12 protein-coding genes are annotated in these 15991 nt (G+C 66.6%); 5 read left to right on the top strand and 7 right to left on the bottom strand.

Annotated elements, in window-relative coordinates:
* Positions 1-876: a neutral zinc metallopeptidase gene (locus VGK32_19415; protein ID HEY3383938.1), complete on the bottom strand. Its 876-nt coding sequence runs from the start codon at positions 874-876 to the stop codon at positions 1-3.
* A 12-nt stretch (positions 877-888) separates the two neighbouring features.
* The gene (locus VGK32_19410) at positions 889-2475 is read right to left on the bottom strand and encodes an alpha/beta fold hydrolase (GenBank protein ID HEY3383937.1); all 1587 of its coding nucleotides are present in this window, start codon (positions 2473-2475) and stop codon (positions 889-891) included.
* Between the two features lie 155 nt (positions 2476-2630).
* Here VGK32_19410 and VGK32_19405 point away from each other — a divergent pair, with 155 nt between their 5' ends.
* Complete coding sequence (locus VGK32_19405; GenBank protein HEY3383936.1) at positions 2631-3494, top strand: transporter; 864 nt, start codon at positions 2631-2633, stop codon at positions 3492-3494.
* 3 nt (positions 3495-3497) lie between these two features.
* On the opposite strand, the gene VGK32_19400 is transcribed toward VGK32_19405, so the two are convergent.
* A complete protein-coding gene (locus VGK32_19400) occupies positions 3498-4229 on the bottom strand; it encodes a cytidylate kinase-like family protein (GenBank protein ID HEY3383935.1) in 732 nt (243 codons plus the stop codon).
* A gap of 231 nt (positions 4230-4460) precedes the next feature.
* Between VGK32_19400 and larA the strand changes: the two genes are divergently transcribed.
* A complete protein-coding gene (gene larA / locus VGK32_19395; GenBank protein HEY3383934.1) occupies positions 4461-5723 on the top strand; it encodes a nickel-dependent lactate racemase in 1263 nt (420 codons plus the stop codon).
* A 117-nt stretch (positions 5724-5840) separates the two neighbouring features.
* Here larA and VGK32_19390 read toward each other — a convergent pair whose 3' ends face one another.
* Positions 5841-6695, bottom strand: coding sequence for a hypothetical protein (locus VGK32_19390; GenBank protein HEY3383933.1), 855 nt, complete (start codon positions 6693-6695; stop codon positions 5841-5843).
* Between the two features lie 177 nt (positions 6696-6872).
* On the opposite strand from VGK32_19390, the gene ilvD reads away from it, so the two are divergent.
* Both ilvD and VGK32_19380 read left to right on the top strand, forming a co-directional pair.
* Entirely contained in the window at positions 6873-8561 is a 1689-nt protein-coding gene (gene ilvD, locus VGK32_19385; protein ID HEY3383932.1) for a dihydroxy-acid dehydratase, read from the top strand.
* Between the two features lie 168 nt (positions 8562-8729).
* A complete protein-coding gene (locus VGK32_19380; GenBank protein HEY3383931.1) occupies positions 8730-9110 on the top strand; it encodes a hypothetical protein in 381 nt (126 codons plus the stop codon).
* Positions 9111-9119: 9 nt separating this feature from the next.
* Here the strand turns inward: VGK32_19380 and VGK32_19375 are convergent, their stop codons facing one another.
* Together VGK32_19375 and VGK32_19370 are read right to left on the bottom strand one after the other, a co-directional pair.
* Positions 9120-10163: a GDSL-type esterase/lipase family protein gene (locus VGK32_19375; protein HEY3383930.1), complete on the bottom strand. Its 1044-nt coding sequence runs from the start codon at positions 10161-10163 to the stop codon at positions 9120-9122.
* 276 nt (positions 10164-10439) lie between these two features.
* Positions 10440-13388, bottom strand: coding sequence for a TonB-dependent receptor (locus VGK32_19370; protein HEY3383929.1), 2949 nt, complete (start codon positions 13386-13388; stop codon positions 10440-10442).
* Positions 13389-13753: 365 nt separating this feature from the next.
* On the opposite strand from VGK32_19370, the gene VGK32_19365 reads away from it, so the two are divergent.
* Positions 13754-14614: a MerR family transcriptional regulator gene (locus tag VGK32_19365; GenBank protein ID HEY3383928.1), complete on the top strand. Its 861-nt coding sequence runs from the start codon at positions 13754-13756 to the stop codon at positions 14612-14614.
* 26 nt (positions 14615-14640) lie between these two features.
* Here the strand turns inward: VGK32_19365 and VGK32_19360 are convergent, their stop codons facing one another.
* Positions 14641-15948 (bottom strand): aminotransferase class III-fold pyridoxal phosphate-dependent enzyme, encoded by a 1308-nt coding sequence (locus VGK32_19360; protein HEY3383927.1) that lies wholly within the window; start codon positions 15946-15948, stop codon positions 14641-14643.
* Positions 15949-15991 lie beyond the last annotated feature (43 nt).

The following is a 15991-nucleotide window of genomic DNA, read 5'->3' as shown; positions in this document are numbered from 1 at the left end:
CTATCGTGCGCCGAACGTGTCGCAAGCCTTCGGGACGCCGGCGGCGAAACCCTGCTTGAACCACTGGACGCGCTGCTGCGATGAACCGTGGGTGAACGATTCGGGGAACACGCGGCCGGAGGTCATGCGCTGAATCCGGTCGTCTCCGATGGCCGCGGCAGCGTCGATGGCCGACTCGGCGTCACCCTCCTGCAGCAGGTTGCGCTGGGCGGTCGCGTGCCCCCAGACGCCAGCCAGGCAGTCGGCCTGCAACTCCAGCCTGACGGAATAGGCGTTGGCCTGACGCGGCCGCGATTCCTGCAGTTGACGCACCTTGTCGTCGATGCCGAGCAGGTTCTGCACGTGGTGGCCGAGCTCGTGGGCGATGACATACGCCTGCGCGAACTCGCCGTCCGCTCCGAAACGGCTTCGCAGTTCGTCGTAGAACGCCAGGTCGATGTAGACCTTCCGGTCCGACGGGCAGTAGAAGGGCCCCGACGCCGACTCGGCGAGGCCGCAGCCCGAGCGGGTGGTCTCGCGGAACAACACCAGCTTCGCGTGCACGTAGGGAACCCCCGTCGCCGTCGGCAACAACCGGTCCCAGGTTGCCTGCACATCGTCGAGCACGAACGAGACGAACTGGGCGCGGCGATCTTCTTCAGGAGCGTGCGATCGGGCTGAGGGCCCGGCGACAGGCACCGACGGAGAAGGCGTGGCGGGTCCCTGGTCGAGCAGCGTGAACAGATTCGTCTTGAAGAGAAGGCTGAGGACGAGCAGCAGGAGCACACCGCCGCACCCGAGGTGCGTGCCGCTCAGTCCGCCCCCGCCGCGGCCCCCGCCGTCGTCATCCCGCCTGTCCTCGATGTCCTCGCTCTGCTGACCTGGTGTCCAGCGCATGGTGTGCTCCCTCTACATCTTCACGACCCAACCCGCAATCATCTCGATCACTTCGACAGCCACGTGGCCTGGCTGGAAGATCGCCCGGAAGTCGGGCGGGCCGTCGTTCACCGTGAAGATGTGCGTGAGATTGGGGAAGAGCTTCGCCGCAGAGCCCGGGCGTGAGGCGGCGAGCGACTGCAGGGCGTCGAAGTCCGCCTGGAACACCTGCGCGTCCTTGCCGCCCTTGAGCACGAGGATCGGCACCTTCGTTTTCTGCAACTCCGCGATCGGCTCGCGTACGATCATGTCGCGCACCGCCCCGGGAGGCAGGCCGTTCAGCTCCTCGGCAGTCGCCGTCCCAGCGCGGGCTTTGGCCATGATCGAGTCCTGCAACTTAAGCGCCTCCTTCTGCTTCTCGGCGGGCAGCACCGCGTTGAGGGTGAGGACCTGTTCACGGATGACCTGTTCCATGTTGCGGCCGGGCGCCGCCATCAGGATGAGGCCGCGCACCGGGGCCCGCTCGGCGACATACGGCGCGGCCAGTCCGCCGAGGCTGTGGCCGAGCACGAAGATTCTGTCCTTGTCGACCTCGGCGAGGGTCTGCGCGAACTTCACGGCCGCCACGGCATCGTCGATCGACTCGGAGTCGAGCGTCCCCTTGTAGGTGTTCGGGAAGGCGTGGGTGCGCTTGTCGAAGCGGAGACTTGCGACGCCGCGTTCGGCTAGACCCCAGGCGAGATCGCGGAACGGCTTGTTCGGACCGATCGTTTCATCGCGGTCCTGCGGCCCGGAGCCCTGGATGAAGACGACCATGGGCGCGGGCTTTGGAACCCTGGGCACGCACAGCAGCGTGGGGAAGATCTGGCCGTCGCCGCTCGCGAACGAGATCTCGCGCTCGGTCACGCCGGCAGGCGGTGCGGCCTCCGGTGTGGCGGCACCGGCGATCGTGAAGCCCTCGCGGACGATCTCCGCATCCTGCATCGGCACGTAGACGCGCAGCAGGCGGCTGGTGGCCGCGTCGAAGAGGATCTCCATCTGCACGCCCGCCATCGCGAACAGCAACTTGGTGGCGCTGATCGGTTTGCCGTCCAGCGTGCCCTGCACGGTGCCAGCCGCCTGCAGCGCGCCATCGAGGGGCATGAGTTGGAACGGCACGATCACGGCCACTGGCCCCGGTTTCCCGCCTGTCAGGTTGAGCAGGATTTGATAGGGGGTGGCCAACATGTTGTCCATCAGGACGAGCTGCGGCTTGATCGGAAGGTCCTTGGCCGGCGCTCCCGCAGGGGTCTTGACCGCGAGCGCGAGTATCTCGCCCTTCCGATCCGCGCTCACCGACGCGGCACCCATCGCCCCCGACATCTCGACGGCATATTTCTCGGGCGTCCAGTCCGGGGTGAGCGACTCACGTAGCGTGAATGCGGTGCCGGCGGCCCCTCGCTTCATCGCGATCGTCGCAGACACGTCGTATCCCGCCGCGGTCCTGACGATGGTGAATTCCTCGGTGCCCGACACGGTGCCGGTGCCGACACGCGACCTGAACCTGTTGGTCTCCTGAGCCGGCGTGGGCGTGGCGAAGGCGACGAGGAGGATGGCCAGAACGATCGGGATGCGTCGCATGAAGGCTCCTTTGCCGACACGATACGCCGACTTGGCCCGCGAAGCCACCGGAAGCCCGGGGGCGCCGGAGCCGCCGCTCTGCACCCTGCGGATGTGCATCATGGCACCCTCAGTGTAGGATGGACCGCAGCCCTGCCACCCATCGGGGATCGCGCATGAATTCTGGACCGCGGCTTCGCACTGCACGCTCGTCCGCCGTCACGGCTGCCGCAGTGATCCTGGTGATCGCCTGGACCGCCGTCTCTGCCTCGGCGCAGACCGAGCCCCCGCCAGATCCGCGTGAGGCGAAGCCCGAGCGCCCCACCGTCGCGACGCACGCCTACGCCGTCGCGGCCGGCATCGTGGAGCTCGAGGCGGGCTTTCAGTGGCAACGCCCGGAGCCCGGGTCGTCACAGCTCGGCGTGCCGGCGCTGGTCAAGATCGGCCTGGGGAAGCGCGTGCAGCTCGATATCTCGCCCGGTTGGGTCCGCGTGGGCCCCGACGGGCACACGGAGTCGGGCTTTGCCGACACGGTCGTCGGCGTCAAATGGCAAATCGGCGAGGACCTGCCGGTCTTGGAGGACTTCGCAATACAGCCGACGATCAAGCTGCCGACCGGCTCGGTCGAACGAGGAACCGGGACTGGCACGACCGACCTGACCATCACCGTGATTTCGAGCCGGTCGCTCGGTCCCATCGGCCTCGACCTGAACGTCGCCTACACGCGCCGCAGCGGGGACGGCTCTCATGTTCCAATCGATGCCACCCTCTGGACGATCTCGTCGGCCTTCCCCGTGAAAGGTCCGGTCGCCTGGACCGCCGAGCTCTTCGGCTATCCCGGGACGAGCGGCCCGGCCGGGTCGGCGCCGGTGGTGGCGCTTCTCACCGGCCCGACCGTGACGCTGCAACGAAGCCTCGTGCTGGACGCCGGCGTGATCTTCAACATGACCGGCTTCGGTGGGACGGCGGTTTACGCGGGTGCGACCTGGAACATGGGTCGGATCCCGTGGGCAACCAGGACGGCTGTCGCCCGCAAGTGACCGTCAGAACGGGATCGTCTGCCTGAGGTGGGCGGCGCTCCGCCACCCTTCGAGGACGTAGGCAGCAATACTCTGCGCGATCTCGGTCACGGTGTGCCTTGCGTTGTTGAACACCGCGTCGTACAGCGAGACGTCCGATACGGAGACGTGCAGGCAGTCTTCGAGGAACCGGTCGCGAGCCTCCTGGTTCTTCCGCACCAGCTTCCGCGCCTCGTCCTCGGAGATCTCCAACCGCCGGCTCATCGACGCCACGCGGAACTCGAAGCTGGCGTCCAGCCGGAAGTGATAGCAGTTCTCCAGTTGCTGGGTGATGATGGCACCGCCCTGTCCGACGATGATCGCATTGCCCGCCTCGGCGATTCGGACGATGTGTTTCGGGATGTGCCTGAACACTTCGTCCTGCGGTCGATAGCCCGGCACGAGGAACCCGATCGTGTCGAGGGACCGCGACGGGCCACCGAGATCTCTCAGCAGCTGGACCGAGAGGTTCTCGTCCTGGCTGACGAGCTCGAGCAGTGCCTTGTCGTAGATGATCCAGGTCTCGCCGGTGCGTGCTTCGAGCAGAGTCTTGATCTGCTCGCTGAGCGGGTACCCCTCACAGCCGAACCGGCGTGAGATCGTGACAGTAGGCCGACTGCCGAGGGGCACGCTCCCGGCGTACTTCTCGCTCAGCGACACCCAGGTGGAGAGCCGACGCTCGACGCTCGGAATCAACTGACCGTAGGACTTGGACATGGTCCGCCTCCCTTCTTGGCCGCTGATGAGGCTGGTGGGCGCTTCCGCAGCATCACCGCATCAGGACCAGTATACGCTCGTCGGCGCCGAGGCTTCCGATCGGTTGTCACGCCCCGATGGATCACTGCGCCTCGCCCTCCAGTCGCTGTGTCTCGCTGGCTCCGTCGCTGTCCTTCGCGGCCGTCATCGGCGCTCTTGGTGGCCGCATCCCGGTGCGATATCCTGTCGCCGATGCTGGTCCACCTTCGGTACGGTGCTGGAGATCTCACCGTCGACGTCCCGAGCGCCCGCGTCTCGTCGATCGAGCCGACCTTCGTCCACGGTCTTTGCGACGAAGCTGCGGCGTTTCGCGATGGCGTCCGCCGTCCGATCGGTCGGCCGCCCCTTCGTGACACCGTTCGATCCACCGAGCGCCTGGCGGTCGCCATTCCCGACCTCACGCGCCCCCTGCCGTCCGACCGCCTGCTCGGCTGGCTGCTCGACGAGTTGTCGCACGTCCCCGATCGCAACTGGGTCATCGTCAACGGCACCGGATCGCACCGGATCAACACGGAGGAGGAACTGCGTGCGATGGTGGGGGCGGAGGTTCTGAGCCGCGTGCGGGTCGTCAACCACTCGGCGCACGATCCGTCGGGGCTTCGTCTCGCCGGCCGGACTGCGGATGGGCGCCCTGTCAACTTGAACCGCGAGTGGGTCGAGGCGGACCGGCGCATCGTGCTCGGGTTCATCGAACCGCACTTCATGGCCGGCTTCTCGGGTGGCTACAAGGGGGTGTTCCCGGCCCTCGCCGACATCGACGCGATCATGCACTACCATCGCGCATCGGTAATCGGCGACCCGCGCAGCACCTGGGGTCGTCTGGAGGACAACCCGACCCAGGAGCAAATTCGCGCCAACGGCTCGCTGCTGCCCGTGGACTTCTGCATCAACGTCACGCTCAACCGGCGCCGGGAGATCACCGGGTTCTTCTGCGGTGACGTGCTGGACGCCCACCGCCGCGGATGCGAATTCGCCCGGGCGACGGCGATGGTCCGGTGCCCGCACCCGTTTCCGATCGTGGTGACGACCAACAGCGGGTACCCGCTCGACCTGAACCTGTACCAGACCGTCAAGGGCATGTCGGCGGCCGCGCAGATTGTCGAGACGGGCGGGTTCATCCTCACCGCCTCGCGCTGTCACGACGGCTTCCCGGCGCACGGGAACTTCCGCGCGCTGATGACGGGACACCAGAGTCCTCGAGCCGTCCTCGACACGATCATGGCGCCGGGGTTCTCGCTCTACGACCAGTGGGAGGCGCAGTTGCTCGCCCTGATCCTGCTGAAGGCTCGCGTCGGGCTCCACAGCGACCTCAATCCCGACGAGGTGCGTCGAGCCCACCTCGAGCCGGTGGAGGACGTCGGCCGCCGCCTCGCCGACGAGATCGCGCGCGTCGGCCGGGACTGTCCCGTCGCCGTCCTGCCAGAGGGCCCGATGACGATTCCGTACCTTGGATGAGTGGCCGACGCAGCCGGAGGCCGAAGGACCGAGTCCTGAGCGAGCACAACCGGCCGCGTCCTCTGACAGCCGATCGGGGTCGCAATTGCGAGGCGAAGCACGAAGGATGCCCGCTGGCTAACCGAGGTGCTGCTGTACTCTCTCCGCGCACTCCGGGCAGATGCCGTGGCTGAACTCAGCCTGTGAGTGCTCCGCCAGGTAGCGCTCCAATCTGAGCCAGGAATTCTGATCGTCCCTGATCTTCTTGCAGTACATGCAGATTGGAATGATGCCCTCGAGTTGTTGCACCTGGGCGTGCGCTTCCTCCAACTCGAGCCGAAGGCGCTTCCCGTTGAGCCCGAGGAACACCCCCGTGAAACAGATGACGAGGCCGGCGGAGACCACGAGCGGAACGGTCTCGAGCGTGCCCCGGCGCGCGAGATCCGCCGTCGTCGCGTCGCGTACCCAGAGTGCCACCCCCCCGCGCGCAGCATTTGCCATGGCGATGACCAGGAACAGGAGGCCGAGAAACCGGCCATCCATCGAGTACGGTCCGCGAAGACGGACGGCGGCATCACGGGCGGCCTTCGCGCTGACGTAGGCGATACAGGCACTCAGGATCACGATTCGCATGTCGGTTCTGGACTCGATCAAGGAGTAGTAGGCGAACGCCGCAACGCTCACCGCATAGAGGGCGAGTTCATCCTTCGAGGGCCGTCCGTCGAGGCCAGTGAAGCGTTGGATGCCGCGTAGCAGCCGGTCCACGCCCGCCACGATCGTCACCGAGGCGAGAAACGTCGACATCAACAGCGGCACGTGACCCCGCGCCGCGACGAGCGCGAAGCCGACGGTCCCGCACGCCGTCCCCACCATCCAGTCACGGAAGCCCGGATAGGTTGTCTCGGTGAAGTACACGTAGGCCAGCGACGCACTGACCATCACGTCGATGGCCGCCGACAGAAGGAACAGCGTGGGAACGTCAATATGCAGCATTCGTGTCCGTGTGGCGAACGACGCCCCGCAGGGCCCTGCCAGTTTACTATCGATCCGCGGTATTCTCGAACCTCCGCCGGTGTCCGGCGCCGGGAACCGGCAGCACGCCGCGGGAGCGTCGGGGCCGGGCAATCTGCCCGGGACCTGCCCGGGGCGAGTGGTGACAGGGGATCGGAGATGCGTTCAGACATCGTGAAGAAGGGCATCGAACGGGCAGGGCACCGGAGCCTCATGCGGGCGTGCGGCCTGTCCGACGACGATATCCGGAAGCCGTTCATCGGCATCGCCAACTCCTACACCGACATCGTGCCCGGCCACGTGCACCTGCGGGAGTTCGCCGCCGTCGTGAAGGACTCCGTGCGAGCGGCCGGCGGCACGCCGCTCGAGTTCAACACCATCGCCGTGGACGACGGCATTGCCATGGGGCATCTGGGCATGCGGTACTCGTTGCCCAGCCGCGAGCTGATTGCCGACGCGGTCGAAACGATGTGCATGGCGCATGGCTTCGACGCGCTCGTGTGCATCAGCAACTGCGACAAGATCACGCCCGGCATGATGATGGCCTCGGTGCGGCTGGACATCCCGACGATCTTCGTGACTGGCGGGCCGATGCGCGCCGGCCGTTTGCCCGACGGATCGACGGGCGACCTCATCACGGTGTTCGAGGGCGTGGGCCGCGTGCAGACCGGGCAGATGACCGAGGCGGAACTCGCCGAACTCGAGGCGCAGGCGTGTCCCACGTGCGGGTCGTGCGCCGGCATGTTCACCGCGAACTCGATGAACTGCCTGCTCGAGGCGATCGGCCTTGCGCTGCCCGGGAACGGGACGATCCTCGCGGTCGATCCGCGGCGCCGCGACCTGGCGCGGGAAGCCGGCCGCCGCGTCATGGACCTGTTGGCGCGTAATGTCACACCGCGCGTCATCGTCACCCGCGAATCGCTGACGAACGGGTTCGTCCTCGACATGGCGATGGGCGGATCCACCAACACCGTGCTGCACGGCCTGGCCGTCGCGCGCGAAGCCGGCGTGGACTTCCCGCTGGCGCTCCTCAACGATCTGTCCGCCCGGACCCCGTGTCTCTGCAAGGTGTCGCCGTCCAAGCCCGACGTGCACATGGAGGACGTGGACCGCGCCGGCGGGATCTCCGCGATCCTCGGCGAGGTCGCGCGGATTCCAGGCCTGGTTCACGCCAACTGCCAGACGGTCACCGGTCGCACCCTCGGCGAGAACGTCCGGGGCGCCGTCATCGGCGACGAACGGATCATTCGGCGGATCGAGAATCCCTTCACGGCCGATGGGGGGCTGGCGGTACTGTTCGGCAACCTCGCGCCGGAAGGCGGCGTCATCAAGAGCGCGGGCGTGGATCCGTCGTGCGTCGTCTTCGAGGGCGAGGCGATGGTCTTCGACTCGCAGGATGAGTGTTTGGCGGCGCTCGCCGAGCGCCGGGTGCGCCCCGGCCACGTGGTCGTGATCCGCTACGAGGGGCCGAAGGGCGGACCGGGCATGCCGGAGATGCTGTCGCCGACGTCGATGATAAAAGGGCAAGGGCTTGGGACCAGCGTCGCGCTCATCACCGACGGTCGCTTCTCGGGCGGGACCGCAGGCACCTGCGTGGGACACATTTCGCCGGAGGCGGCAGAAGGGGGACCGATCGCGCTCGTGAGAAATGGCGACCGGATCACCATCGATATCCCGTCACGCACGATCACGCTGCAGGTGGCCCAGGAGGAACTCGCGAGGCGCAGGGTCACGTGGCGCAAGCCCGCGTCGAAGATCAACACGGGCTGGCTGGGGCGCTACTGCCGGCTGGTCACCAGCGCGAGCAAGGGCGCCGTGCTGGCAAACCCGGAGGACGTCGGCCAGTAACGGGCGCCGGGAGACAGGGGCTGCTCGTTCCCGAACGATGATTGTCCGCAAGCGGGATTGCCGCGTGGCCCGAGACGGCCGCCAGCGGCCGTTCGAGGCAGAAACGGGCCATGTTCGAAGCCGATCCATTTGGCACGCCTCTCTCATCAGCCAAGCCGGGAGACCTCTATGACCAGGCATGTACGGGATGATGAAGCCGAACTGGCCGCGGCCATCCGGGCCGGGGCGCGGAAGCGGCACGAGCAACTGTTCGGGGCGTACTTCGAGGGGCGCGACCGCTCGGATGCGTTCGGCTCCGCCTACGAAGGCATCTACCGTCTGCCTGCCGACGCGACGGGAATCCGCCCCAAGGGGATTTACAAATTCTTCAGTTGCCTGGACGACAGCGTGCGCCGTTGCCCGGAGGCCGGGTGCAAGAAGCAGTTGCTGCTCGACAGCCTCCTGATCCACCTGAACGACGATCACCGGTGGAGCCGCGAGCGGATCGCGGCCTGGGTCGAGGGCGAAGTCGGGCCCGACGCGACGCCGCCTGCCCCGCAGCCCAAGTAGCAGCGCACGCTACCGCGGGTACCGGCGTTCGGGCCCCGCGATCATTCCACGAATCGGTAGCGCGTGCCGCGCGGCCAGCTTGGTTTCGAAGTGATCGAGCACGGCCTGGTAGAAGATCTGGGCCATCAGCGTATAGCCTTCCGGTGTCGGGTGGAGGCCGTCCACGCTGATGAGCCGGCTCGTGTCGGTCGGGAATCCCGCGTAGAGGTCCACGAGGTAGGCGTTCTTCTCCGTCCGGGCGACATCCGCGATGCGCTGGTTCAGTTCGGGGACGTACGGGAGGCCGGCGCTCCGATCTTTGTACGTGCCCTGCCGCTGGGGCGGGAACGTGGCCAGCAGCACCGGCGTCCGGCCCGCGCTTCTCGATTGAACGAGCCGCACCATGTCGCGCAGCTTGCCCGCGATGTATTGAGTTGTCGTGCTGCTTGGGAAGTTCAGCAGATCGTTCGCCCCATCGAGCAGCAACACGGCGTCCGGATTGGCGGGCGCCAACGAGGACGCCAGTCGATTGTAGCCGTCGGCCACGAACTCGCCTGCCAACCCTTCATTCATGACCGTCACGTCCTGGTCCGGAAAGCGGAGCTTGAGGAGGTTGTTCAGCTTGTACGGATATGACGCCGGGTTGTAGATCGAGAGCAGGCCGAACGGCGGCGGATCCTGTGACTTGCCTTCCGTGATGCTGTCGCCAAAGGCCATGAACCGGGTGGCGCCGAGTTGCGGTGCGCGGGTGACGGTGACGGGAAAGCTGCAGGATGCGGCCTGAAGCCGGGCGTCCGACGCGAGACAGGTCACCGTGGTCGATCCCAGGTTGAAGGCCGTCCCGGGTGCGGGAGTGCACGACACGGTAACCGGCGCTGTGCCACCGGTGGTCGACGGCGCGTCCCAGCTCACGATTGCCGGCGCGTTCAGATGTGAGACGCCGCTCGCCGCGGCCGGACAACTGATCCCCAGCCCGGGGGGCGGCGGAGCGACAGGCGACGAGTCACAGGCCGCGAGCCCGAGGACGGCGCCGACCCAGATCCACGAACGAAGAACCGCGCGGGCTTTTTCCACGAACTGATAATTCTAGCCCGAGTTCCGCCCGCAACCAACGCGGTTGGCTGAGAAACCCCACCGGAAGTGGCCTTCGACCCCACTCCCGGTGGGGCGCTTCGCTTCGTGTGGTTCCGGACGAGCGCCCGCTCGTTGGCCGCCGCGCGCGCTGGTGCGGGTCCTGGCGAGCCTGCGGCCAGCGTGCGCAGCGCGGCCGACAACTGTTCCTCTTGGTGAGCAGCGAGGCGCACGGGGGAGGAGTCCCGCGCGCCCTGTTTCTTGCACCGGCTGCGAGGTCTAGAACGTCAGTCGGAACCCGATCTGGCCGACACGCTGCTCGGGCATCTGGAAGTCACCCGCGAACGACAGCGGTCGCATGAAGTCGGGGTTCGGCGTCGGGTTGGCCAGCGTTCCGATGAACCGCTGCCCGACGAAGTCCGACGGGTTCTTGGCGTTGAAGAGGTTGAATACCTCGCCAATCGCCTCGAAGTGGATGTTGCGCGGCAGCTTGAACACCTTGCTCACGCGCAGGTTGAACACCGACATGGACGCGCCGCGCCCGCAGTTGATCGTCGCGCACGATCCCAGGCTCTCGACGATCGGGTTGCCGCTGGCGTCCAGGCCGTTGAAGGCGAACGCCTCGCTGGCGATGTCGTTGCGGGCTCCGTCCCGGTTGTTGTCGAATCCGGTGACGATGTTCACCGGAAGCGCGGACCGATAACGGAAGATCGGCGAGATGTTGATCCCGCCCGGCGCCTCGATGACGGCGCTCACCGTAATCTTATGGCGCGCATCCGTCCGTCCCGACGGCCCGTACTGCCTCGCGGCCAGCGGCTGGGACGCGTCCTGGATGTTGCTGACAGTCAATTCGTCCGTCCCGTTGCCGCCGGTGCCCTGCGCGGTCGACAGGGAGTACCAGGCGTTCACTTGGACGTGCTTGTCCATGCGACGGCGAATGCCCATCGTCAGGCCGTGGTAGGTGCTCTTCCCGGCGCTGATGTCGATGGCGAAGTTCGGGTAGGAGAAGTCGAGGTCCGAGAGCCGGCGCGCGCCGCCATTCACCCTCGTGTTCAACCGAGGCCGCCATCCGAGGTGACGGCCGAACACGCCCACGTAGTCGATGTCGAGTACTGTCGTGGACGAGAGGGCGTGGGACCAGCCGGCCGATACCTGGTGCGTGTACGGCTGCTTGAACCGGGGTGACATGATGTGGCCGTTGGCCGGCATCACGGTCGCGTCGATTTCGTTCTGGCTGGCGATTGTCGAGATCGGGTCGTTGACCGTGAAGTTCGTCCCATTCGCCTTGAGAATTCCGTCCGGCTGGCTGACCGAGAAGACCGTGCCGCCGAACACCCCGCGCGCGTCGATCGCGGCGAACATCAGGCTCGCGTTCGAATAGGAGAAGTCGTAGTACATGCCCCAGCCGGCCCGCACGACATCGCGGCCGTTGCCCTTGACGTCCCAGGCGAACCCTACCCTTGGCTGGAAGTCCTTGTAGTCCTCCTGGGAACTCTTGCCGAAGTCCTCGAACAGGCTCATGCCGTTCAGGCGTCCCGACCGTCCAGCCGCCTGCAGCACCTGGAAGTCGTGCGCTTTCGACTGGTCGATGGCCCAGCCGAGGACCACGTCGTAGCGCAGGCCGAGGTTGACCGTGAACCGGTCGTTGATCCGCCAGTCATCCTGGAAGTAGAGGCCGATCTGCTTGTTGGGGATGTCCGCCGACGAGTCGCCTCCCGATCGTGACACGCTCGAGATGGGCCCGTTCACGTCGTTGGTCAGGTGCGTGTAGGAGTACGCGCTGATGCCGGAGTTGAACGTGATGTACAGCCGCGGCTCGTAGATGACATTCAGCCCCATCTTGAAGTCGTGGCCGAGCCCCATCCCGCCCATCTTGTGCCAGGAGAAGTCGTCGCGGAACTGCCACTTGATCTGCTCGGTCGTCTGCGGGGTGTTGCCGTTGGCGCCGATGCAGACTCCATTCGGGAAGCACTGCTGCGGGTCGGTGCTGTTGGCCGTCACGTTGTTCTTGAAGTTGGCCACCTGGAAGATGAACTCGTTCAGCTTCGACCCACCCAGCACCCAGTTGTAGTTCAGGTTGACCGAGTTGAAGCTGTTCTTGCTGTCGCCCCAGTTGCTCGGTGGAAGCTGCGGGCCGGCGCCGTACGGCTGCGAGTTGTCGTTGCGGCCGTAGCGGACCGAGAGGAACTGGTTCGCCGTCACATTGGCCGTCGCCTTGGCGGTGAAGAGGTTCTCCCGGTAGGGAGTCCCGTAGACGCCGTTCATCGACGGGAAGAGACCACCGGTGTCGACGGCCTGGTTCGTATCCTGCTGCGTGCGTTCGAAGGCGGCGAAGAAGTGGGCCTTGTTCTGGACGACCGGGCCGCCGAACGATCCGCCGAACTGGTAGCGGCGGTAGTCGGGCTTGTCGGTTTCGGTCAACCGCTCGGTCTCGGTCTGCGCGTTCATCGACTTGTCGCGGAGCATCGTGAACCAACTGCCCTGGTAATGGTTCGTTCCGCCCTTGGTGACGATGTTCATCACGCCGCCGTTGCTGCGACCGTACTCGGCCTTGTAGCGCTGCGTGATCATGTTGAATTCCTGGATGGCCTCCAGGGGGAACTGCTGCAGCAGGCCGCCGACCGTGTCGTCGTTGTTGTCGCCGCCATCGATCTGGTAGTTGACGTTCCGGCCGTTGCCGCCGGCCACCTGCGGCGAGTACTGGGTGCTCTTGGTCGGATCGGAGTGGAACCCCATGCCGACACCGGCGACCGTCATCGCGAGGTTGGCGAACTGCCGGCCGTTGAGCGGCAGGTTCTCGATCTTGTTCACGTCCACCACACCGCCGACCGATGACGAGGTGGTCTCGATGAGCGGCGTCTCGCCGGTCACGGTGACCGTCTCGGTCATCTTCGCGACCCTCAGCTCGAACTCGAGCGTGACGGTCTGCGAGACGTTGACGACGAGGCCCTTGCGGTCGATCGTGGCGAAGCCGGACAGTTCGACCGTGAGGTCGTAGGTGCCCACCGGCAGGGCGGCGAGTCGGTACATCCCGCTGGCGTCAGAGGTCGACACCCGCATGAAGCCGGTGGTGACGCTCCGGGCGGTGACCGTCGCGCCGGGCACGGTGGACTTCTGCTCGTCCACAACCCTCCCGGTGATGGTCCCCGTGGTCTGCTGGGCATTGACGGGCCGACCGACCATCCAGACAACGGCGATCATGAGTCCAAGAAGAACGAACCTTCTCATGCCGAAGCCCTCCCTCTATGAATGACGACCGTCACGCCGCGGCCCGAGGATGGAACCGCGCCGGTACGTCGCTATCGCGCCCTGAGGCGGCCGATCCGACTCGGCCCTCTTGCTGATCGACCACACGTGAAGGGACCCGTCTGTCGAGTACGCCCGCTGACCGGCGCATACTACCACAGGACAGATGCATGACTATCACACAAATACAAATCTAGAGAACAGACCCTCGAACGCGCTGGATCGCCGAAACAAGCTGTGAAGTGGACAACGCTTGGCCGAATGGGCGAGCCTGTGTGAGAATGACTAGCGCACGGATGCAAGATGGAAAGTGCGGCGGACCGATCTGACGGTGCAGGAGAGTGGGTATGTCTCGGGGAGGGCAGAGCGCGCGGGCGGGCACGCCGCGACGAACGACGCGGCCGGGCCAGGCGGGGCCGGCGCGATTCGGGTTTCTCAGCGTGAGCCAGGCGGCCCGGCTGGTCGGCGTCAGCGCATCGACGCTGCGGTTGTGGGAGAGGAACGGCCTGATTGCGCCCGCCCGGCGCAACGGGCGCAACCGTCTCTACAGCCCGGAGTTGATGAAGACGCTGAAGCAGATCAAGCATCTCAGGGACGTCAGGCATCTCAACGTGCCGGCGATCAAGGAGGCGATGGGCGGGCCATCTGCACCAGCCGACGCGCCGCAGGAGACCCCGACGATCGGTCCGACCCTGCGCCGACTGCGGCAACGCTTCGGCCTGAGCGTTGGCGAGGCGGCTCGCCGAGCCCACGTGTCGGCCGGCTTCCTGAGCGCCGTCGAACGTACCCAGGCGAACGCGTCGGTCACCACGCTGACCCGGCTGGCGACCGCCTACAACACGACGCTGCTCGAGTTGTTCCACCTTCCGCGCCAGGCCAGCCGCCTCGTGCGACCGCACCACCGTCGCATCCTGCAGACCAAGGGCGGCGTGCGCATGGAACTGCTGTCCACCGGCACGAAGTTGCTGGAGTCGATGCTCTTTCGCGTGGCGCCGGGCGGCGGCAGCGACGGCGCCTATGCGCACCCGGGCGAGGAGTTCATCTACATGCTGAGCGGCACGCTCGAACTCTGGCTCGACGAGGTCGAGTACTACGTGCTCCGGCCCGGCGATGGCTGCTGGTTCGAGAGCACGCTGGCACACCGCTGGCTCAACGCCTCGAAGGAGGAAGCGGTGCTGCTGTGGATCAACACGCCGCCGACGTTCTGACCACGGGATGTCGGCCGTGGCCCCCGTCAGAGGACGGCGCGGTCCGTGATCGCTAGCCCTCGATCGATGATGTCGAACGCCTCGCGGAGTTCGCGTTCGGTGATGCAGAGCGGCGGGTTCGTGAAGAAGGTGTTCCAGCGCACGAGCGTGTAGAGCCCCTCTTCCCGGAAGAAGCGGCCGAGCGCGGCCATCTCGGGCGCGCTGCCGTTGAAGGGGGCCATGGGTTCGCGCGTGGCGCGGTTGCGCACGAGTTCGACGATCCCGAACAACCCGATCGACCGGGTCGCGCCGACCGACGGATGCCTGGCCTGCAACTCCTCGAGCATCGCCCGCATGACGATGCCCAGGCGCCTGGCGTTCTCGATCAGGTGGTCCTCCTCGTAGACGCGGATCGCCGCGAGCGCGGCGGCGCAGCCGAGCGGATGGCTGTTGTAGGTCAGGCCGCCGTAGAACACCTTGTCCTGGAAGTGCTCGGCGATCGCGCGGCGCATCCCGACGGCGCCGAGCGGCACCGCGGCGCTCGTCAGCCCCTTGGCCATGGTGAGGAGATCGGGCACGACGTGCCAATGATCGACCGCGAACCACTCGCCCGTGCGCCCGAATCCGGACATCACCTCGTCCGCGATGAGCAGGATGCCGTGCCGCGTGCAGAGATCGCGGACGCCCTCCAGATACCCGTCCGGCGGGATCAGCAGGCCATTGGTGCCGGTGACCGTCTCGAGGATGAAGGCGGCGATGGTATGCGGCCCTTCGAGCTCGATGATCTCCTGCAGCGTGGCGAGCGCCTGGTCGGCCGAATCCCAGCCGCGCTGGATGCCGTGGTAGGGATCCGGCACGTGGACGACCCCCGCCATGCCCGGCTCGGCCGCCCAGCGCCGCGGATCGCCGGTGAGCGTGATGGCGCCGGCCGTGGCTCCGTGGTAGGACCGGTACCGCGCGAGGATCTTCTGGCGGCCCGTGTAGAACCGCGCCAGCTTGACGGCGTTCTCGTTTGCCTCCGCGCCGCCGTTGGTGAAGAAGAACGTGTCAATGTCGCCCGGCGCGATCTCCGCGAGCTTCCTGCCGAGCCGGGCGCGGGGCTCGGTCGCCATGAATGGGTTCGCGTAGGCCAGCGTCTCGACCTGGCTCCGAATGGCGTCGATGATGCGCGGGTCCCCGTGGCCGGCGTTGACGCACATCAACTGGCTGTTGAAGTCGATGTACCGCTTCCCCTCGGGGGTCCAGAAGTAGATGCCCCGCGCACGGGCGACCGCAATCGGATCCACGTGGGCCTGGGCGGACCACTCGAAGAGCGTATGCCGCTTGGTCAACGCAATCAGGTCGTCGCTGGTCATGGACGGTCCTCGGATGGATGACGCGGTCGGTCGCGCCGGCCGC

Source organism: Vicinamibacterales bacterium (assembly GCA_036504215.1).
Classification (GTDB): domain Bacteria; phylum Acidobacteriota; class Vicinamibacteria; order Vicinamibacterales; family Fen-181; genus FEN-299.
The sequence above is the reverse complement of the archived record's forward strand: the minus strand, read 5'-3'. Positions and strand labels throughout refer to the sequence as shown.

Coding starts and splice junctions, on each gene's coding strand:
- ilvD (HEY3383932.1), top strand. CDS start 6,873: ATGCGTTCAGACATCGTGAAGAAGGGCATCGAACGGGCAGGGCACCGG.
- larA (HEY3383934.1), top strand. CDS start 4,461: ATGCTGGTCCACCTTCGGTACGGTGCTGGAGATCTCACCGTCGACGTC.
- VGK32_19380 (HEY3383931.1), top strand. CDS start 8,730: ATGACCAGGCATGTACGGGATGATGAAGCCGAACTGGCCGCGGCCATC.
- VGK32_19400 (HEY3383935.1), bottom strand. CDS start 4,229: ATGTCCAAGTCCTACGGTCAGTTGATTCCGAGCGTCGAGCGTCGGCTC.
- VGK32_19415 (HEY3383938.1), bottom strand. CDS start 876: ATGCGCTGGACACCAGGTCAGCAGAGCGAGGACATCGAGGACAGGCGG.
- VGK32_19370 (HEY3383929.1), bottom strand. CDS start 13,388: ATGAGAAGGTTCGTTCTTCTTGGACTCATGATCGCCGTTGTCTGGATG.
- VGK32_19360 (HEY3383927.1), bottom strand. CDS start 15,948: ATGACCAGCGACGACCTGATTGCGTTGACCAAGCGGCATACGCTCTTC.
- VGK32_19405 (HEY3383936.1), top strand. CDS start 2,631: ATGAATTCTGGACCGCGGCTTCGCACTGCACGCTCGTCCGCCGTCACG.
- VGK32_19390 (HEY3383933.1), bottom strand. CDS start 6,695: ATGCTGCATATTGACGTTCCCACGCTGTTCCTTCTGTCGGCGGCCATC.
- VGK32_19410 (HEY3383937.1), bottom strand. CDS start 2,475: ATGCGACGCATCCCGATCGTTCTGGCCATCCTCCTCGTCGCCTTCGCC.
- VGK32_19365 (HEY3383928.1), top strand. CDS start 13,754: ATGTCTCGGGGAGGGCAGAGCGCGCGGGCGGGCACGCCGCGACGAACG.